Genomic DNA, 20,428 nt, shown 5'->3' with positions numbered 1-20,428 from the left:
TATACCAGAACAAGCCGGTAGTAAAAAAGTTGGCCAGGGCTTTAAGATTAAGCTTCTTCTGGTTTTTTTATAGGAATTAATAGCTGATAAGGCTCAATTTTTAACTCTTCAGCAATGATGGCCACAGAGGAAGATGAAATGTCAACTAACCCGGCTTCATAACGGGAAATTGAGGTAGGTTCCATGTCACAAAGTATAGCCAGCTTTTCCTGACTAAGCCCCATCTTCAAACGATACATACGAATATTCGCACCAATGATAACAAGTATCCCCGGGTGTTTTTTTCTTTTATATCCTTGTTTAGCCATATGATGGCTACTAAAGAATGGAATAATTGCTGATTAACTCATGTAGTATACTATATTATTTGTAATTTTTGCAGTAATTTTACATTACCAAATAATAAATATTATGAAAGAGTTAAATAAATCAGAATACAAAATAATCAAGAGAGTACTGCACCAAAATAATGTCGATCTGGTATTTACTTTTCTTGGAAAATCAGATAATGAGTTTTATAATCCTAATAATCCGGAACAGAAAAAATATACAGTTGGCTGGGAATTTAAACCAGAAAGAATTAAACAGTTGTTGCTCAGATATGGTGTGGAAGAGTTAACCGGCGACCTCAAAATAGCTTATCGGGTAGTATACGAGGATACACTTTTTGAAATAAAAAAGCTGGTAACAAAATCGCAGTATGCAGAGTTATTAAAGTACATGGATGATTATATTGAAGTCTCTGTCTATAGCTGCATCAATATTGATAGTTTATTAAACAAAATCAGATAATCTGTTCAGTTTATATTGATGATGCTTTGCCACATCTTTTCACTTACGACATCGTTGAATAAAAGCGCCCAATTCGTCAGCAAACAGATTAACTTCTGTTGTGGTACCTTTCCAAATAGGACTGTTTGAATCGTGATGCACCCCATCCACAAACAGGTGTCCTATATCGGTACCGTCCCAGGTTATTTTATACTGGCCAGAGTCATCTTCAGGCTCCTGAATGATGATATCTTTTCCATCAATCTTATAATGATACTTATCTATAGTTATACTACAAAATAAAAGGCATTTTGTGATTTACTTTCAGACATATTTCACGTTAAATTAATCATATACCTTAAACGTTGATTGTTATGCTTTAAATCAGAAGAGTAAAATAAGATTTACTAACTTTATCGTCACAATAACAAGATGAGTTTTCACGTTGCAAATGAGAGATCGTTATTGATCATATTACTGAGATTTTTAAATGAACAATCAATATCAGATTTTCACCGACCAGGAGTTGCTGGAAATCTTAACCTTATCCCCTAATGCTACAGCTGTTTACACATCTGAACAGCTGATTATCCAACTGGCAAATCATGCCATGCTTAACATATGGGGAAGGGATAAAAATGTGATTGGCATCCCACTGATAGAAGCCCTTCCCGAATTAGAAGGACAGCCTTTTATAGATATTCTCAAAAATGTATGGAATACAGGTATTACTTATCAAAATGTAAATACCCCGGCAAACCTTATGATCGATGGAAACCTGAAAACCTTTTATTATGATTTTATCTATCGCGCGGTTAAAAACGACAGTGGAAAGGTAAAATGCATTTTGCATACCGCTACAGATGTAACTGAGCGCAATCTTAATCATCAAACCCTGGCACAGGCAAGAAATACTTTTGATGCTTTAGAAACTGAACAGGCATTAAACGAGGAACTGATGGCTGCCAATGAAGAGCTAAATTCTATCAATGAAGAAATGCTCAATATGCAGCAAAGCCTGATGGATCTTAATAATGAACTGGAACAACGTGTAGCCGACCGTGTGAGAGATCTTGCAGAAAGTGAAAAACAGCTGGAGGAAATTTTAAACCAGATGCCTGCCCCTGTTGTGGTACTACGTGGTTCAAATCAGGTGATAGAACTCACCAACCAGTCCATCCTCTCCTTCTGGAATAAAACAAAAGAGGAAGTAATTGGGAAACCAATGTTAACGGTATTCCCTGAATTAAGGAGCCAGCCTTTTCCCGGACAATGGAAACAGGTTCTTGAAACGGGAAATGCCATCGCTAACAGGGAAACACCTGTAATATTTAATAAGGAAGATATTGGGCCAAAGCGTTTTTTTGTAGACTACTATTATCAGCCTTTAACTGATTATAGCGGAAAAAGAACAGCGGTATTAGCTACTGTTATTGATGTGACAGACAAAGTAGAATCCAGGAAAAAACTGGAAGAAAGCGAATCTAAATTGCTCGACATGAATGATGAACTGTCAACCTTAAATGAGGAAATGGCAGCAAATAATGAAGAGCTGATCACCATTAATGAAGATCTGTCGCAAACCAGGGAAAGCCTGCTGAAGACCATCAATAAAGTAGCCAAAAGTGAAGCCCGCTTCCGCTTCCTGGTTCAGCAAGCCCCGGTAGCGATCTGCATTTTAAATGGCAGGGAACTGATCGTAGAATCTGTTAATGATATGATGCTGGACATATTTGGCAAATCAACCGATATTATTGGTAAAACATATGCAGAAGCCCTTCCCGAATTTGAAGACCAGCCCTATTTAAAGCTCCTTGATGAAACCTTTATTACAGGGAAACCCTATTTTGGCAATGAGGCTAAAACTGTGTTTGAACATAATGGCGAATTAAAAACCGGTTACTACGATTTTATCTTTCAACCTATACAGGATGAGCAGGATATAACAACTACCATTATGGTTGTAGCGGTAGACGTAACAGAGAAATTGCTTTCCAGAACACAGCTGCAAAGAACAGAAGAAATGCTTCGTTTCTCCGTAGAAGCAGCCAATGTAGGTACCTGGCACCTCAATCATAAAACCAGGGAATTTTTTGTATCTGCACAGCTTAAAAAATTGTTCGGTTATGAAACAGAGGCCGATTTATCCTATGAGCAGGCTGTATCGCATATTCCCGAATCGCACCGTTATGAAGTGATCAGGGCTATAGGATCAAATAATTCAAGTGATTCCAGTTACAATATCGAATTTCCTATCCTGGCCGCCGGTGAAGAAAACTTACGCTGGGTAAAAGCTCTAGGTAAATTCGATTTAGAAAGCGATGGCAGCTTCAACCATTTTTCGGGCGTAGTTATGGATATCACCGAACAAAAAGAAGATGAGCTGCGCAAAAATGATTTTATTGGAATGGTAAGCCACGAGCTGAAAACCCCTTTAACATCATTGAATGGCTATACGCAGATATTGCTTCAGAAAGCACAAAAATCGGAAGACAGATTTAACATCAGTGCCCTGGAAAAAGTGACTTCACAGATTAAAAAGATGACTTCCATGATCAATGGCTTTTTAAATATATCACGCCTTGAATCTGGTAAAATACACTTGCAGAAAGAACGTTTTTTCTTCGATAAACTCATCGAAGAACTGGTAGAAGAAACACAGCTTACTACTCCTACGCATCAAATCACAATCGTCAAATCTGCACACGTGGAGATTTTTGCAGATCGTGATAAAATAGGCTCTGTGATCTCTAACCTGCTGAGCAATGCCGTCAAGTACTCCCCACAGGCAAAAGATATAGAAGTTATCTGTGAAGTAAAAGAAAAGCAGGTACGGTTTAGTGTTAAAGATTATGGAATGGGCATCAACCCGCATGATCTGGAGAAGTTGTTTGACCGGTTTTATCGTGTAGAAGGCAACCAAACTCAACATATTTCGGGCTTTGGGATAGGCTTGTACCTAAGTGCTGAAATCATAGAGCGCCACCACGGAAATATTGCAGTGACCAGTGAAATAGGAAAAGGCTCTACTTTTTATTTTAACCTGCCGCTTAACTAAAATATAAATTCATTCGCCAAATATGCTCAGGTAAGCAATCATTTAGGAATAATTATTGACATTTTGAATAAAATACTTGAAGAGATCAGCGCCGAATTGGTGAAAGAAAAGTAATCTGCTTCTTTGAAAACCACTCCTAACACTATCCCGTAAGTCTCGTTAACCAAATCTACTTTAAAAGCTTATGGACGAGTATACTATTGCTGTAAAACACATTGATAAACCTACATTAAAAGGTATAGTTTGCTTCTTAGCCGATGCGAAGTACGACGAAAGGGATATTGCAAACGACGAGCACCGCTCAAAGACTATGTGCTGGATTGGTCATCAGGAAATTATTGAAAGGGAAATCTTAGAAGCCGGAAATGTGCAGAAAGTAATTAATGATGAAATCAGCCAGTTCAGACATGATTTTAGCGATGTAGTGCAAGAACTTTACCGTATTGGAAGGTATTCACAGGTACAGGAAATGATGACTTTAATAGAAGAATTTATTAGTGGTGCTATTGAAAATATGTATGACTAATTTTTTAACAATACTTCAAGCTCAGGATGATACTGGGAAGTTAAAAACTCAGTAATATCAAATTCAGCTAATTCATACCGGTAAAATGGATCTTCCTGAATGATCTTTTCTACTTCTGCTGTAGTATTGGCCAGTGCCAGTATAATGCCTCCTGTCCTTGGAACCTTACGCCCCGACGCCAAAAACACATTCTTTTTGTAGTACTTCTTCAAATATTTAACATGCGCTGTCATATGCTGATCAAGCTCATCCAGTGGCACGATGTACGTAAGATTGATAATGAACATAAAAAATTCGCGGTGAAAAGAAAAGGAAGCGTCTTTTAAGATACTTCCCTTTCAGTTTTTCATAAGATAGATATTTGTTACAAAGCATGAATGATGCCAAAAATGATTTCTGCAATTCCTTTTGTATCAGCAATGCTATAAATAAAGCCAAAAAAAAACTTATATTAGGGAATACCGAATTAATGTATGGAAAGACGATTAGTCATTAAACAAGTGCTGATTATGGCTGGCGGGCTAGCTTTGCTCCCCTCCTGTTTAAAGGAAGCGGGAAAATCTACTATCCTGCTGAAGCGGATCAGCATAAATCTGGATCAGGAAAACCTGCTGGCTGAAGTTGCTGAAACAATGATCCCCAAAACAGACACACCTGGTGCCAGGGAATTGAATGTTCACCTTTATGTTCTCAAAATGCTGGACGATTGTTACGAAGAAACCGACCAGAAAAAGTTCATAGCCGGTATAGAACAGTTTAATGATCATGTTTACGATAAAACAACTAAATCGTTTAACAAGCTATCTGTTCTTCAGCGCCAATCAATCTTAACGGAACTGGAAAACAATAAAAAAATATCTCCCGAACTGGCCGCTTTTTATACGATAATGAAACAGCGGACCATTAAAGGTTACCTGAATTCACAGTATGTAATGACCAATCTGGTGAAATGGGAATTGGTTCCCGGCCGCTATAACGGTTATTTCCCTGCTAAAACCGCTTAATTAGAAAACATGTCAAACATTAATATAGATGCGGCCAAGGCCAATACTTTTGATGCTATTATTATAGGATCCGGAATAAGCGGAGGCTGGGCTGCAAAAGAATTTACAGAAAAGGGATTAAAAACATTGGTGCTGGAAAGAGGCCGTGATGTACAGCATATCAAAGACTATCCTACAACCAATATGTACCCCTATGAATTTGCCCATAAGGGCGAAGTAGAACTGGCTATTAAAAAGGAAAACCCAATTGTAAGCAGGTGTTATGCCTTTAGGGAAGATGCCATGCATTTTATGGTAAAAGATAAAGAACATCCTTATGTACAGGAAAAACCCTTCGACTGGATCAGGGGTTATCAGGTAGGTGGAAAGTCGTTACTCTGGGCCAGGCAGACACAGCGTTGGAGCGACTTCGATTTTGAAGGACCGGCAAGGGATGATTTTGCCGTAGACTGGCCTATCCGTTATAAAGATATAGCACCCTGGTATAGTTATGCAGAAAAGTTTGCAGGGATCTCAGGTAACAGGGATGGACTAAGCGAGCTGCCCGACGGTGAATTTCTTCCCGCTTTTCCGTTGAATGCTGCCGAAGATTATTTCAAGGGAGTAATTAAAAGTAAATATAACAACCGACATGTGATCAGCGCAAGATGTGCACACCTGTCAAAACCTAATCAGATTCACCTGGATCAGGGCCGCGCAAAATGCCAGAACAGGATACTTTGCCAGAGAGGATGCCCTTTTGGCGGATACTTTAGCAGCAATGCCTCTACCCTGCCATGGGCGGCTAAAACAGGCCACTTAACCCTGAAACCATTTTCAGTGGTAGAATCGGTCATCTATGATGATGCTAAAGGCAAAGTCACCGGCGTAAGGGTAGTTGATGCCCATACTAAAGTCACTACAGAATATTATGCAAAGGTTGTTTTTATCAATGCCGGTGCTTTAAACACGAATTTGATTTTATTAAACTCCACTTCTAAAAGGTTTCCTCATGGTTTGGGAAATGACAACGGGGTATTAGGCAAATATGTAGCTTTTCACAATTACAGTGCCCGTATAAGTGCAGAATATGATGGATTAAAACAGTTTACCACAGATGGCAGAAATCCTGCAGGAGGCGGTTATATACCGAGGTTCAGAAATGTATTTAAACAGGAAACGAACTTTAAAAGAGGATATGCCGCAGGGTTTAGCGCAGGCAGATATTCAGAAAGCAATACTGATGGTGTAGGCCCCGGACTCAAAAACAGCCTGCTCCATGCCCCGCTGGGCCCATGGGAAGTAGGCTCTCATATGATGGGGGAAACCATTCCTAAAGAAAGCAATTTTGTGAGCCTGAGCAGCGAAAAAAAGGACGACTGGGGCATTCCTCAGCTCAATATCTCTGTAGATTATGATGAAAATGATGCCCTGATGAAAAAGGATTATATAGAGCAGCTCACAGAAATGTTTACCGAAGCTGGCTTTAAAAATATCAAACCTAATATTGAAGGGCAGTCGCCAGGACTGGATATCCACGAAATGGGCGGTGCAAGAATGGGTCACGATCCAAAAACATCAATTTTAAATAAATGGAACCAGCTGCATACCTGCCCTAATGTATTTGTAACCGATGGAGCCTGCATGACTTCAACCTCTACGCAAAACCCTTCCCTTACCTACATGGCCTTAACCGCCAGGGCGGTTGATTATGCGGTTAGTGCAATGAGCAAAGGCGAAATAGCTTAATTATTCCACTGAAAAGGCACAATCAAGTATTAAGGTAATCATTAATTGTTTACCTTAATACTCATATCACCACACGTGCCGTTCGGCATACGGCGGTTCATTAAACATTAACAGCGCTTTGCGGTGATTATAGCTTTGAGACTTAATAGACCAGATGAGATTTTGCTCCAGGACGCTCCAATTGATTATAGAACAACTATTTTATGATATTAGATACCTTTGAAAACTAGTTTAACGTAACATCAAGGTAAACTGAATACCGCCCGTAAGACTCATAAAATGGCTTAAAAACGACATCGTCAATCTTAAACTGTAATTGCTTAGGATCACCTTCAATTGACTTACCTATATTTTCAGCATTCAGGGTTACTTTACGCCAGTCTTTTCTTGCTTCAGGCTCCTGAGCTGCCAGCAATATCGGTCCGTAAAACAAACTGGCTATGTTCTGCTGATCCATTACCGGATCCAAATGAAACTGGAAGGGCATCTTCAATTCTACAGTATCACCATCTTTCCATTTGCGGCTTATTTTCAGGTAACTACCAGGCTTAGCATCCACTTTTTGTTCCTTACCATTAATCTGTACAAAAAATCCTTTGGTAGCCCAGCCTGGTACACGCACATTAAGATCAAATTTCCCATTCCCTTTAATTGTTAAACGGGTATGATCTTCCTTTGGATAATCTGTTGTCTGCTCTACCGTTACCTGGCGTTCTGTCCATTCTACTTTAGAGGGTATGTACAGGTTCACATAAAGCGCCTGGTTATCCTTACTTTTAAAATAAATTGAGTTTTGCAGTTTGGTGCTACTCTCCAGTGCTGTACCGTTGCAACAGGTAAAGCCCGTCATATTAGGATTACCAAATTGTTTGGCTGCCCCTGCTCTGAGTGATATATGATAAGTGTTAGCAGGAGTATTCTCGGCTACTGAAGCCAGAATATCATTGTACAACGCACGCTCGTAATAATCCATTAACTCTGCACGCTGATCAAAGAGAAACAGGTTGCCGGTCAACTTCAACATATTATAAGTGGCACAGGTTTCGTTCTGCCCTCCTTCAGAAAAACCGTTTTCATACAATGTTGCCGGCTGATTCACAAAACATTCTGCATTGGCAGGATTACGTGCACCTGCCACTCCCCCAATGCTGTACATGTAGTCATTGGTCATCTTATACCAGAAGTTATCGGCCACTTTGTAATAATCCGGGTTATGGCCAACATTGTACATTTCGATACTTCCAACAATTTGAGGTATATGTTGATTGGCATGCAGGCCGCGGAAAATATCAACATTTTTGGCCAGTCCGCTTGAATGTGCTGTATCGCCATAAAATACTTTGATATTATCAAATAATTGTGCTGTTTTCAGGTACTTCTGATCGCCAGTAATCTTGTACAGACGGGCCATGGATTCGTTCATACCACCAAACTCACCGGCTATATAGGTATTCCACATCTTTATCAGCGTTTCCTGGGGTAACTTGCTTAATCGGGCATATACCCAGTCACTCATGTTGGTAGCTATTGCAAGCGCTTTTTTATTACCGGTCACATCATACACCTCTATCAGGCCTGCTAATATTTTATGTAAAGTATAATAAGGTGCCCAAACCTGGTTCTTCTGTCCACCATACTTGGCACCGTTTTCTAACATGATAAACTGATCAGGAGGATAAGCGCTGATGAACCCTTTCCCCCAATTCTGATAATCGGTACGGATACCCTCGGCACTCAAATCTGAATCAAAATCTGATTTCCCGGGGCCATGTGGAACAGCCGTTGGATCAGATACATATGTACCGCCTGCTTTTACCGGCTTTCCTGACAATTCTGATAAATCGTATAATGTGTTTACCATATACTCCATTTTTGCAGAGAAATTGGCCTGAAGTGCCTTATCGTATCCTGTGCTGGCATAAGCTTGCGCAATTGCTGTAAGATAATGACCTGTGGCATGCCCCCTTAATTTGGTATCCTCGCTGTCCCAAACCCCCAAAGGTTTAGCGCCCGCAGGTTGTTTCTGGCCAAAAGCATCGCGGAACATATAAAGAAAGGAATTGGGATCTGTTTGAGCCAATGTTTTTAGAAACTTATCGCGGTTTTCGATAAACTTCGTTTCATGGCCATCAGCATCGGTTTCCAGAGAAACGTGGTTCAAATCAAACGCTGCCAGCCTGATCACTGGCGTACTTGATTTTTTTGAATTTTTTACCGTGACAAATGCCTTTGGTTGAAAATCCGTTCCTGGAATACGCCCCGTAATGGTATAACTTCCGGCTTTAAGAACAGTAGTGTTATTGGTAGGTAAAGGCCAAAGCACACGTACAAGGGGACCCTTCATGTCATTCTTGTAAGTTCCCTGCACATAACTTGGTAACCGTGGCAAATCTCCCAATGCTGTTTCTACGTTTACATCAGCTACGTGAACTAAATATTTATTATAAAGCTCTGCGTCTGTTGGTGAAAAATGTTGCAGATCATCTTCACGTTTACCAACATGTACCTTACTTGTAGCCGTGCCACTTTGGGCGTTATTAAAAATTCCGGCCACCTGAGCGTTATTCAGGGGAACACGGTAGATTCTAAAATCATGTATCAGGGCATTGAGATTAGGATCTCCAGGTGTTAGCGACTTTCCGATATAAAGCAGCTTTTTTTCTCCCTCCTGCTGATCTAATACTCCTGTTAACTCCCCTGGAATATTCCTGGCTTCACCCATACGTTTACCATCAACATAGATAATCATAGATTTTGAAGGAATGTCTATCACTATAACCAGGTGAACCCACTTATTTAATACTATAGCAGGAGAAACTACTCCATTAGTATTGTCCTTTACTGCTGTAATCAATGTCTGAAAGCCTTGCTGGGATTTTGTTCCAACCGGGGCTGCAAAAAAATGTTTGGCGGCATCACTTCCAAAATCAAAAAAGCGCTGGCCAGGCTGGTTAGAACGCAGGTATATCCATCCCGATATACTCAGGGATTCCAGATCTGTTAATGCGTCTCCCGGTAGCGTAACAAAAGCGCCGCTACCTCCGGAGAGCGACAAAACTTTCCCAAACCGTTCATCGGTAACAAATTTAACTTCGTTACCCTCGAATTTGCCGTGCAGGTTATTGCGTGACCAGTCTTTAACATCCCCATTAAACACATAACGTGCAATCATTCCAGTTTCACCAATCCCATCCAATATCTGGTCTCCGTTTTGTGCCTTAGCGGTGCTCAAAACACTGGTAAAAACACCAACAAACAGGGTAAAACGCAAGAATACTATATATATCTTCATATTTTGAGGGATAGTTTATGGTTTATTAATGGCTATAAAACTAAGAAGGATTCGCTTGCTTCTATATATCTATTTTACCTAATAACCACACGATATTAACAGGTATGCTATTCAAAAACATTTACAGTTAAGGCCCCGTCAGTCTAAACGATAAGACCGCTTACAAATGGATTCATTTATTCCTAGATGTAAGCAAAAAAATAATAGGTACCAAGAATAGCTTATTGATCCAATAATCTTCTGTGGTAATTTATCTGTCCCAGATGATAAGTTAGATGAGTGGTTAAATGTACCAATAGATACTCCGTTGATGTCATGGTATCAAAGATCATTATCGGATATTCTTTGTCTAATTCTTCCCGGGTCAGCTTACTGAGTGAACTACTAACAATTGAAATTGTTTCATCAATTTTTTCCAATAATTCAGATTTTGGGACATCCTTTATCGAGAATTCAAGTTCCCTGTTTCTTACATATTCGATTTTTCCAAGTTCCCTTCCGATGTACGTGTTTAGATTTCCAACTAAATGCAGGCAAAGATTACCCGCTGAGTTGGAAATTCCTCCATCAATTTTCCAGATGTTACTTTCATCGTTGTATGAATCGATCTCTTTATATAGCCGTTGTAAATCCCTTGTAAATAGTATTATTAGTGTTTCTAAGATCATTTTGTTTGATGTTTTTCCAACCACAGCTGGTACCTTTTTTCTAAAAATTCTTTTCCGATTATCTACGCTACCATCACCTTACCGTCAAGATCACCCTTCATATGGTTCCAGCTGTTACGCAAATATAGCGACATGTCATAGTTTTTCCAATGCGTAAAAACTTGGTATCAATTTCTCCGGTGAGATAATTAGATATACGTAATGGCTGGCCATCGCCCCAAAGCGCAACTGTCATCCAGACAAACAACACATGAAATATAGATATTTTTTATTAATCCTCTTCTTCCGCACTGCCAGACAATTTGGATTCCAAATAGAAAGCACCTTTATTAGCTATTTTTACCCCGACAGGTAGTTTTATCAATGGTTTAATTTCAATATAACCCAGCGCCGTAACACCAGTAGTCACCTCTATCTTTTTGAAATTGACCGATTGATTAAGCCCAGCACCCTTTTCATCTATAGCTGCCACAAAAATAAACTGTTTCCCCTGCGAGCGGACTACAGCATCAATAGGAACAGCTGATGTTAAATGGCTTCCTGTGCTAATTAAAGCAGTAACGTACATGCCTGGAATGAGGTTATGATGCCTGGAATTGTTGATTACAGCATGAACAATCACACCTTTACTTTCATTTTCAAATGATTTGTTAATTCCATTGATCTGACCTGTAATCAACTGGTTATCCTGATTAGTAAGCTGAAAGTTCACCTTCTGTCCTACTTTTACCTGCATCAGGTCCTTTTCAAAAACAGTGAGGTCGCAGTGTATCTTAGAATTATCCACTACCTCCATAATCGATGTTCCCGGTTGCACGAAAGCACCTGTATTGATGCGAATTTGGCCAACAGTTCCATTGATTGGTGAAAGAACAGGGAATTGTGAGACCACATGACCAGTGGAGATTTTATTTGGTGATATACCCAATTGTAAAAGCTGGCTTTCATAAGCTGTCAATCTTGAACGTTCGGCATGATAGGTTGCCTGCGACGACTGAAAAGATTTTCCTGTACCTGCACCTGCCGCTTTTAGTTGTGTCTGCCGGTCATATTCTGCCTCCACGTAAGCAAAATTGTTTTTTGCAGTTAGATAGTCCTGCTGAATTTTTATCAGGTCCTGGTTATTGATCATAGCCAAAACCTGGCCCCGGCTAACTTGCTGTCCTTCTAATACGTTGATATGGCCAATAATGCCCCCTGATAGGATGCTCACATCGGCTTTATTCTGAGGGGGTACAGCAAGTTGTCCGTTTGCCTTAACTACGGCATCAAGATTTTTTTGTTCAATCTGTCCGGTGTCTATACCTACCGATTGCATTTGTTGCCGGGTAAGCGTAATAAAACCACTCTTTTTTTTATCTGTTACCGCTGGTTTTTCTTCCTGCCCCGTTTCGTTTTTAGTTTTGTTCCCAGAGCAGGAAACCATCATTGCCACACACAAAATGAGGGCAATTGCTTTGTATTTTATAATTTGCATTTTATTCTCCTTTAATAAATTGAATTTGAATAGCAGACTGATTTAACCGGCTAACCGCCTCTATATAAGAAAGCTTGATCTGTACAGCTGCTGACACATTTTGTATATATTCTATGTAACCGATCTCACCCAGGTTAAATGAAACCTGCGCTATCCGCAATTGTTCGTCTGCCTGTTGTAGTCCTCCCCCTGCATAATAATCTACCGATTGTTTGTATTTCTGATAGATTTGTAACTCTTGTGCGTATTGCAGTTTTACCTGTGACTTTGTAACTTCAAAGTTGGTTTGCGCTATTTGTGCGGCCAGTTGCTCAGACTTAATTCTGGAACGGTTAGCCCCATAGAATATCGGCAGGGCTACCCCTACCTGTATGCCTGCTATGCGGGTGCCCTGCGAATAATTTCGATTAATGTTTGCCGGATTAAAACCGGAAACAACAAGCTGCTGATTGTACCCTAAAGTAAAATCAGGAAGTCCTTTGGATTTTTCTACAGCAATACGTGCTTTAGCCACCTCAATATTTTGCCTATTCAGGTTTACCTGCGGATTATTGGATACACGAATTGAGTCTAAAAGAACAGCCATAGTAATTTGTCGTTTATCTCTCCCAATGGTGAGCGGCTCTGTTGTATTCAGCAATTGCTGTAACACCAGTTCATTACTAACCAAATCCATTTGTACGCCAACTTTCAAGGTTTGTACCTGCAGGTATTGATTATTGGCAATGATTAGCTCCAGGCGTGATGTTTCCCCGGTTTTAAATCTAACCTGGGCTTTTTTAACGAATCCACTGTAGATGCTGTCCTGATAATTCAGTATATACAGCATCTCCCGGTTTAGCAGATAAGCATACCAGGCACTTCTTACCTGGCGGACAATCTCTGAACGGGTAATATTACTTGATTTATCAGCCAGAGTGGCTTGCTGATTGAGCAGCTTACGCTGATTTTTATATAATCCCGGCCAAGCTATATTCTGGGTAATACCAATAGAGTTATCCATATTACCACCACTGGTGGGATCTTGTGTAACCAGGAACTCGGTTTTAGCTAAATCTGTTCCAGATTTCTGCAAAGCCCTGGCTTGTTCAACTGATAACAGGGATGAACGAATTTGCAAGTTATTACTGATGGCTTTTGCAATCGCACTATCCAACGTTAATGGCTGTTTGTTTTGCGCATAAACGGAGTTTTGGGTGAGTAAAACTAAACTGCATACCGTTAATAACATGATCAGTGCTTTGGGCAATTTGATTTCCCTGACTTCTTTACGGTTAAACAACAGATATAGACATGGCAACACAAAAAGCGTTAAAAAGGTTGCAGTAAGCAAACCGCCAATCACCACAGTGGCCAGAGGCCTTTGTACTTCGGCACCCGCACTGGAAGAAAGCGCCATGGGAAGAAATCCTAAGGAAGCAACTGATGCAGTCATGAGTACCGGCCGCAGCCTTGTCTGGGTGCCTTGCAATACCCGGTCATAAATATTTTCTACTCCTTCGTCCTTCAGCTGGTTAAAGTAACCGATCAACACAATGCCGTTTAGAACGGCAACCCCAAATAGTGCAATGAAACCGACACCGGCTGATATGCTGAATGGCATACCTGTAATGATCAGCGCTGCAATTCCTCCCATTGAAGCAAGAGGCACCGCTGTAAAAATCAGCAGGCTTTCTTTGACGGAACGAAACGTTACGTATAAAAGCAAAAGAATAAATAATAAGGCAGCTGGTACCGCAAAAGCCAATCTTCCTTTTGCAGCCTGCAGGTTTTGAAACTGCCCGCCATAAGTTAAATAATACCCGCTGGGCAAATGGAATTTTTTATCCAGAATACCCTGTATTTCTTTTACGGTAGTTTCTACGTCTCTGCCCGTTACATTAAAGCCAACATATATCCGTCGTCTTCCGTCTTCTCTGGAAACCTGTGCTGGTGCATCTTTAAAACCAATATCAGCGACCTGACTTAAAGGAACTTTATTTCCTGATGGCAGGGGGATCAGTAAATTTTCAACTCCGGATATATTTTCCCTTAGGTTACGGTTTAAACGGAGTACCAGGTCAAAGCGTTTTTCCCCTTCAAAAACAACACCCGCTACGTTTCCGGCAAATGCAGTTTTTAATATCATGTTCACCTCACTGATATTTAAGCCATATTGGGCCATTTTATCCCTGTTATAAACGACCTGAATTTGTGGAAGGCCGCTTACCTTTTCGATATAAGGTTCACTCACTCCCTTTACGGGTGTTAAAAGTTTTGCTAATTTTTCTGCCTGCATGGCAAGGATATCCAGGTCGTCGCCATAGATTTTTATCGCCACATCCTGGCGGATACCGGTCATCAGTTCATTAAACCGCATTTGCATAGGCTGTGATATATCTACATTTATACCTGGGATAACAGAAAGTGTGTTTTCCATTTTCGCCATCATTTCTGCCCTGGTCTTTGCCGTTTTCCATTCCCCTTTCGGCTTCATGGCAAGCATCATATCGCCCCTCTCCATCGGCATCGGATCGGTGGGGATTTCTGAACTTCCAATGCGGGTAACCGCTTGTTTAATCTCAGGAAATTGATCTTTTAGTAATTTTTCGGCCTTTCCAAATGTTTTGACAACTTCGGATAGCGAAGTACCCTGCATCATAGATATTTCAACCGTTAAATCCCCTTCTTCGAGTGTGGGGATAAATTCACCGCCCATCCTGCTAAATGCCCAGATAGAAATACCAAATAGTAAAAAAACAACAGTTACCGTCAACACTTTTACTTTCAAAATATGTATCAATGCCCATTTGTAAATTCGCTGCAAAAATTCAATGATACGATCTGAAATATTTCTTTTAGGAGCAGTCTGCCTGCTTAAAAACAAGGCACTAACCATAGGTACATAGGTGAGTGAAAGAATAAAGGCGCCTAATATGGCAAACGCTACGGTTTCGGCCATTGGCCTGAACATTTTTCCTTCTATACCAACCAGAGATAATAAGGGAAGATAAACAATGAGGATAATGATCTGTCCAAACGCTGCAGATTTCATCAGTTTGCCGGCACTATCCCGTACTTCCACGTCCATTTGTTCAGCACTAAGTTTTTCTACTCCTTCTTGTTGATAACGGCCTGTTGTAATATGATGGACAACACTCTCTACAATGATGACAGCGCCATCAATAATTAACCCAAAGTCAATTGCCCCCAGGCTCATCAAATTTCCGGATACACCAAACAGCCGCATCATGGAAAAGGCAAATAACATGGCCAGAGGGATAACAGAGGCCACTACCAAACCAGCACGAAGATTACCCAGGAGCAGCACCAATACGAATATCACAATAAGTGCACCTTCCAGCAGGTTGCGTTTAACCGTATCAATTGCACGTCCAACGAGTTCAGTACGGTCAATAAAAGGTTCAATTACAACACCTTCCGGGAGCGATTTCTGCACCTGAACCATTCGCTCCTTTACATTTTGAATCACCTGGCTAAAATTCTCACCTTTAAGCATTAACGTAACCCCGGCAACAACTTCACCTTCTCCGTTACGGGTTACCGCACCATATCGGGTTGCGTTTCCAAATTGAACATCTGCCACATCCCGGATAAGAATTGGCGAACCCTTTATATTTTTAACCACGATTTTTCTGATATCATCAAGATTTTGAACCTGCCCAAGGCCCCGGATAAAATAGGCGTTATTTTGCTGTTCAATATAAGAGCCACCCGTATTTTCATTGTTTTTTTTCAGCGCTTCATAGATTTCAGGAATGGTTAAACCCAGCGCATTCAGCCTGTCGTTATCTAAAGCAACCTCGTACTGCTTTACATAACCGCCCCATCCGCTTACTTCTGCAACACCAACAGTTCCTGCCAGCTGATTTCTTACCAGCCAATCTTGGATAGTGCGTAAATCCATAGCACTATACTTCTTTTCGTAACCTTTTTTTGTATGGATAACATACTGGTATATTTCGCCCAGACCGGTAGTGATTGGGGCCAGCATAGGTTCACCTAAACCATCCGGAATACTGTTTTCAGCTTCTTTCAGCTGGGCGTTGACCTGTGCCCTTGCCCAGTATATATCTACATTATCTTTAAAAACAATGGTAATCACTGAAATTCCGGATCGGGAAATTGACCGTTTTTCAATAATGCCGGCAATGTTTGCCATGGATAATTCTATGGGAGCTGTAATAAACTGCTCTACCTCCTGCGCACCCAGACTGGGTGCTTGTGTAATGATCTGTACCTGGTTATTGGTAATATCGGGCTGTGCATCTACAGGGAGATGATAAGCAGAATATATCCCCGCGAGTATCAGCAACAGGGTCATCATTCCGATAGTTACCTTGTTCGCGATAGAGAACGAGATAATTTTATCAAACATAAAAAAATTAGGTTAATAGAAGATTTACAACCGATTGTGATCACACAAGGATTGTTTACAATTGAATCTGAATATTAACTAAATTGAGGGGGCTGCCAGATGGCAATGACTTGTTTTTGAGTTGCGGGAATGGCATATTCCGGATAGGAGAAAACGGTAACGTGCGTAAAAAAAACCAAAGATGATTCTGCTACCAATTGCCTGGCAGCTGAGCAACAGCTGCAATTACAAAACGGTGGGCAACTTTCCTGACTGTGAGCCTGATCAGTGGATTGTGGTTTTTGAAACGTAACCTGAACCACATTGACAGACATATCTTCCCTATCCTGGCAAGGTAAAACAGCCAGTATGGTAAAATATATACTTATCAATAACGCAAGGTATTTCATTACGGCAAAGCTAATGAAAACAAATTAAGATTATTCAATATCAAAATTGACATTTTTTTGAAATGATGTTATACCTGGATGTACAGAACTTACGTTATCCGCTCCGTTGAATTGCAACACCCTGCTTTTCGATACCACTCAAATTCATATTGAAAATGCGTTATCTATGGCGCTCAAATAAAACAAAAGAAGCGTAGCGGCATCCACCAACTACGCTTTCACTATTAACTATTTACCTAAATTCTTAATTACTTTATATGCCGCATTATAACTTCTTAAGGTTGGTTATCGATCTCACTTTTCCGGAAGTAATACCAGCCTGATATAATTTTCGCCACTTAAATATTTTTTAGCCATTATTTTTACATCAACTGGTTTTACTGAATCCAGTAAAGTATTGTAGTTATTGACGTCGTTTAAATTCTGATCATTCTGCAACTGTCCGCTCAAATAGCTTAGCCAAAAATTATTGTTTTTTAACTGCGGTTCAAAGCTGTTTTTTTCCTCTGCCCGCCATTTGTCAATATTTGTTTGTAGCGGCCCATCAGTTCTTAGTTTTTCAATTTCATTCAAAGTTGAGGCGATTAATTTCTCTACGTTTTGAGGTGCACAGCCAAAATGAATCAAAAAACTATACCGTTGTTGCGGGAATATGGTGGTGTTTTCCTGTACACCCGGGCTATATACACCACCTTCATCCTCACGTAAACGCTCCAAAAGTCGTATTTCCAGTGTTTCCTTTAAAGCATCCATCTTCAAATTATTACCCGGGCTGTAATCATATTTCCCGGCAAAAACCAGGGTAACTTCGGCTTTAGGCTCGTTGCCTTTGTAAACAGTTTTTTCAATCTTACCCGCAGGCGCATGAATATTCAGGTCTTTTGCCTGTTCATGCCGACCAGTTGATGGTAAGGAACCCAGATATTTTTCGAGAAGAGGTTTGATGGTATTCAGATCAATATTACCCACAAAAGTGAACGTAAAGTTACCTGCATCGGCAAAACGCTCTTTATAGATCTGGAATGCCTTATCCAGGTTCACCTGCTCCAGCTTTTGTAAACTTGGCCCGGTTCTGCGAATATTGTAATTTGCTAAAACGGCTGTTGCAGTATCGCTGTATACGCTATTAGGGTCGCTGCTCCGATTGGCTAAACTTGCTTTGGAGCGTGCCATAATTCCCTGAAAAATAGTGGTATCCTTACGGGGTTCGGTGAAATAACCATAGATCATTTGCATAGCCGTTTCCAGGTCGCCCGTAGTTGAACCACCGTTTATCCCTTCAAAGCGCTCGCTGATGAATGGCGTTACGCCTAATTGTTTTCCTTCCAGGTATTTGCTTAGTTCCCGGGTGTTATAATTACCCAGCCCCCCTGATGAAATGATACCGGCCGCACTGGCTGCCGACTGGTAATCAGCATCAGGATGTAATGAAGTCCCTCCCGATGCAAATCCATTAAAAATAACCTGGTTATTTTTAAAGTTGGTTGGTTTTAATAACACTTTCACCCCGTTACTTAAGGTAATGGTTGTAATATTAAGTTCAGCATCCAGCTTTTCGCTTTTAATTTTACCGGGAACAGGCAAGGCATTTAATAACGGCTTTTCGTTGATCTCATCTTTATAAGGTGCAAGCATTTCTGCGTTTACTTCGTCAAGCCATCCGTTTACGGTCGCTTCATTAGGGAGGCCTATTTTATCCTTTTCCGGAGCCAGGATTAATATATCACGGTTAGTATTGGTAATAACCATCGCCGCCAGGCTATTCACATCGTTGAGGGTAATTCCAGGCAGGTCATTTTTAACCAGTTGGTATTCCTTTTCAATTCCAGGCGCAGCCTCGCCTTTTAAAAAGTAAGCCTGGTACTCATTTACATAACTGGCAGAGTTGGTTTTATTTTTTTCCTTCAGGCTATTTTCCATAACATTCAAATAGGATACTTTGGCCCGTTCCAGTTCTGTTGCAGTAAAACCAAAACGTTTTAATCTTTCTGTTTCCCGCCAAACGGCCTTCAAACCTTTTTCCAGTTCACCGGGTTTGGCTCTTAAATCAACATTATAACTATCAACACCGCCCATAAAACCAGAAATACCTGCACTACCTGAAATAAAGGGCGCATCGGCTTGTCTCTGTAATTCTGCATATCTTCCCTGTAACATTTGATTAAAAACCCCCTGAATCAAAGCAGTGCGATAATCAGCGGCTGTTTTTAATCCGGGGGCCAGATGTTTGATCACAATTTGCACTTCCGTTGAGGTCATTTCCTTATCAGTTACCGCTATAAACTGATTCTTTCCGGTTAGGGGCACTGCATACTTGGTACGTACTTTTTCATGCAATGGGTTCTTCAAACTAACAAACTGCTGTTTTATTGCCGCTTCTGCCTGAATGACGTCAATATCTCCAACAACAATTATTGCCTGCAAATCTGGCCTGTACCAATCGTTATAAAAACGTGCAATCGCCGGGCGTTTGAAATTATTCAGTACGGTATCCACACCAATTGGGATGCGTGACGCATACCTCGAGTTATTAAGGATCACAGGCCAGGTTTGCCGCTGCATCCTTTCTTCCGCACCTTTACCAAGGCGTTCTTCTTCTAAAACCACGCCTCGTTCCTTATCTATCTCAACTGGATCTAACAGGGCCCCATTTGCCCAGTCGCGCATAATCTCCAGTCCCCCTTTTAATAAGTCGGGTTTGTCTGAAGGGATTGGCAGTTCATAAACCGTTTCATCAAAACTGGTATAAGCGTTGATATCTGCGCCAAAACGTACACCTGCTTTTTGCAAATAATCTACCAGCTCATTATGGGGGAAATGTTTAGTACCGTTAAAGCTCATATGTTCCATAAAATGAGCCAGGCCCCGTTGGTCTTCGTCTTCCAGCACCGACCCAACTTTATTTACCAGATACATCATTACCCTGTTTTTAGGCTCTTCATTATGCCTGATGTAATACGTAAAGCCATTGGATAATTTGCCCGTGCGTACTGCCGGATCTAGGGCCAAAGCCTCCTCTTTTTTTAATGCTTTTGCCTTATCTTGCTGTGCAACTGCGCTAAAGGAGATAAGGGAAATACATAGCAGTGCAGGCAATCTGCGTACTGCGTAAAATCTAAATTGCATATATTGATTTT

Annotated in this window: 13 protein-coding genes; 5 read left to right on the top strand and 8 right to left on the bottom strand. The window is 40.7% G+C overall.

The genetic code is table 11. The features are described 5' to 3' along the window. Nucleotides 1-47: 47 nt before the first annotated feature. Nucleotides 48-308 carry a helix-turn-helix domain-containing protein gene (locus GSQ84_RS20040; RefSeq protein WP_158799120.1) on the bottom strand — a complete coding sequence of 87 codons (261 nt, stop codon included), beginning with the start codon at nucleotides 306-308 and terminating at the stop codon, nucleotides 48-50. Between the two features lie 103 nt (nucleotides 309-411). On the opposite strand from GSQ84_RS20040, the gene GSQ84_RS20035 reads away from it, so the two are divergent. The 3 genes from GSQ84_RS20035 (at nucleotide 412) to GSQ84_RS20025 (ending at nucleotide 4,355) form a co-directional block, all read left to right on the top strand. Beyond that, complete coding sequence (locus GSQ84_RS20035) at nucleotides 412-792, top strand: hypothetical protein (RefSeq protein WP_158799119.1); 381 nt, start codon at nucleotides 412-414, stop codon at nucleotides 790-792. 469 nt (nucleotides 793-1,261) lie between these two features. Continuing rightward, entirely contained in the window at nucleotides 1,262-3,829 is a 2,568-nt protein-coding gene (locus GSQ84_RS20030) for an ATP-binding protein (RefSeq protein WP_158799118.1), read from the top strand. A gap of 184 nt (nucleotides 3,830-4,013) precedes the next feature. Continuing rightward, a complete protein-coding gene (locus GSQ84_RS20025) occupies nucleotides 4,014-4,355 on the top strand; it encodes a hypothetical protein (protein WP_158799117.1) in 342 nt (113 codons plus the stop codon). On the opposite strand, the gene GSQ84_RS20020 is transcribed toward GSQ84_RS20025, so the two are convergent. Continuing rightward, complete coding sequence (locus tag GSQ84_RS20020) at nucleotides 4,352-4,642, bottom strand: YciI family protein (RefSeq protein WP_158799116.1); 291 nt, start codon at nucleotides 4,640-4,642, stop codon at nucleotides 4,352-4,354. The genes GSQ84_RS20025 and GSQ84_RS20020 overlap by 4 nt on opposite strands. 186 nt (nucleotides 4,643-4,828) lie before the next feature. Between GSQ84_RS20020 and GSQ84_RS20015 the strand changes: the two genes are divergently transcribed. Further along, complete coding sequence (locus GSQ84_RS20015; protein ID WP_158799115.1) at nucleotides 4,829-5,359, top strand: gluconate 2-dehydrogenase subunit 3 family protein; 531 nt, start codon at nucleotides 4,829-4,831, stop codon at nucleotides 5,357-5,359. Between the two features lie 9 nt (nucleotides 5,360-5,368). Further along, nucleotides 5,369-7,087 (top strand): GMC oxidoreductase, encoded by a 1,719-nt coding sequence (locus GSQ84_RS20010; RefSeq protein ID WP_158799114.1) that lies wholly within the window; start codon nucleotides 5,369-5,371, stop codon nucleotides 7,085-7,087. Nucleotides 7,088-7,313: 226 nt separating this feature from the next. Here the strand turns inward: GSQ84_RS20010 and GSQ84_RS20005 are convergent, their stop codons facing one another. The 6 genes from GSQ84_RS20005 to GSQ84_RS19985 form a co-directional block, all read right to left on the bottom strand. Beyond that, nucleotides 7,314-10,379: a beta-L-arabinofuranosidase domain-containing protein gene (locus tag GSQ84_RS20005; RefSeq protein ID WP_158799113.1), complete on the bottom strand. Its 3,066-nt coding sequence runs from the start codon at nucleotides 10,377-10,379 to the stop codon at nucleotides 7,314-7,316. A 221-nt stretch (nucleotides 10,380-10,600) separates the two neighbouring features. Continuing rightward, complete coding sequence (locus GSQ84_RS20000; RefSeq protein ID WP_158799112.1) at nucleotides 10,601-11,047, bottom strand: DinB family protein; 447 nt, start codon at nucleotides 11,045-11,047, stop codon at nucleotides 10,601-10,603. 271 nt (nucleotides 11,048-11,318) lie between these two features. After that, nucleotides 11,319-12,524 carry an efflux RND transporter periplasmic adaptor subunit gene (locus GSQ84_RS19995; protein WP_158799111.1) on the bottom strand — a complete coding sequence of 402 codons (1,206 nt, stop codon included), beginning with the start codon at nucleotides 12,522-12,524 and terminating at the stop codon, nucleotides 11,319-11,321. A 1-nt stretch (nucleotide 12,525) separates the two neighbouring features. Beyond that, nucleotides 12,526-16,902 carry a CusA/CzcA family heavy metal efflux RND transporter gene (locus GSQ84_RS19990; protein ID WP_158799110.1) on the bottom strand — a complete coding sequence of 1,459 codons (4,377 nt, stop codon included), beginning with the start codon at nucleotides 16,900-16,902 and terminating at the stop codon, nucleotides 12,526-12,528. A 74-nt stretch (nucleotides 16,903-16,976) separates the two neighbouring features. Beyond that, on the bottom strand, nucleotides 16,977-17,291 hold the full coding sequence (locus GSQ84_RS28465) for a DUF6660 family protein (RefSeq protein WP_371416407.1): 315 nt from the start codon (nucleotides 17,289-17,291) through the stop codon (nucleotides 16,977-16,979). 294 nt (nucleotides 17,292-17,585) lie between these two features. Further along, a complete protein-coding gene (locus tag GSQ84_RS19985; protein ID WP_158799109.1) occupies nucleotides 17,586-20,417 on the bottom strand; it encodes a pitrilysin family protein in 2,832 nt (943 codons plus the stop codon). Nucleotides 20,418-20,428 lie beyond the last annotated feature (11 nt).

Origin of the sequence: Pedobacter sp. L105 (genome assembly GCF_009765875.1) — a bacterium.
In the GTDB taxonomy this organism is placed as follows: domain Bacteria; phylum Bacteroidota; class Bacteroidia; order Sphingobacteriales; family Sphingobacteriaceae; genus Pedobacter.
Note: the sequence above shows the minus strand (reverse complement) of the source record. Positions and strands in the feature narration are given on the sequence as shown.

Coding starts and splice junctions, on each gene's coding strand:
- GSQ84_RS19995 (WP_158799111.1), bottom strand. CDS start 12,524: ATGCAAATTATAAAATACAAAGCAATTGCCCTCATTTTGTGTGTGGCA.
- GSQ84_RS19985 (WP_158799109.1), bottom strand. CDS start 20,417: ATGCAATTTAGATTTTACGCAGTACGCAGATTGCCTGCACTGCTATGT.
- GSQ84_RS20030 (WP_158799118.1), top strand. CDS start 1,262: ATGAACAATCAATATCAGATTTTCACCGACCAGGAGTTGCTGGAAATC.
- GSQ84_RS19990 (WP_158799110.1), bottom strand. CDS start 16,902: ATGTTTGATAAAATTATCTCGTTCTCTATCGCGAACAAGGTAACTATC.
- GSQ84_RS20005 (WP_158799113.1), bottom strand. CDS start 10,379: ATGAAGATATATATAGTATTCTTGCGTTTTACCCTGTTTGTTGGTGTT.
- GSQ84_RS20015 (WP_158799115.1), top strand. CDS start 4,829: ATGGAAAGACGATTAGTCATTAAACAAGTGCTGATTATGGCTGGCGGG.
- GSQ84_RS20020 (WP_158799116.1), bottom strand. CDS start 4,642: ATGTTCATTATCAATCTTACGTACATCGTGCCACTGGATGAGCTTGAT.
- GSQ84_RS20010 (WP_158799114.1), top strand. CDS start 5,369: ATGTCAAACATTAATATAGATGCGGCCAAGGCCAATACTTTTGATGCT.
- GSQ84_RS20040 (WP_158799120.1), bottom strand. CDS start 308: ATGGCTAAACAAGGATATAAAAGAAAAAAACACCCGGGGATACTTGTT.
- GSQ84_RS20025 (WP_158799117.1), top strand. CDS start 4,014: ATGGACGAGTATACTATTGCTGTAAAACACATTGATAAACCTACATTA.
- GSQ84_RS20000 (WP_158799112.1), bottom strand. CDS start 11,047: ATGATCTTAGAAACACTAATAATACTATTTACAAGGGATTTACAACGG.
- GSQ84_RS20035 (WP_158799119.1), top strand. CDS start 412: ATGAAAGAGTTAAATAAATCAGAATACAAAATAATCAAGAGAGTACTG.
- GSQ84_RS28465 (WP_371416407.1), bottom strand. CDS start 17,291: ATGAAATACCTTGCGTTATTGATAAGTATATATTTTACCATACTGGCT.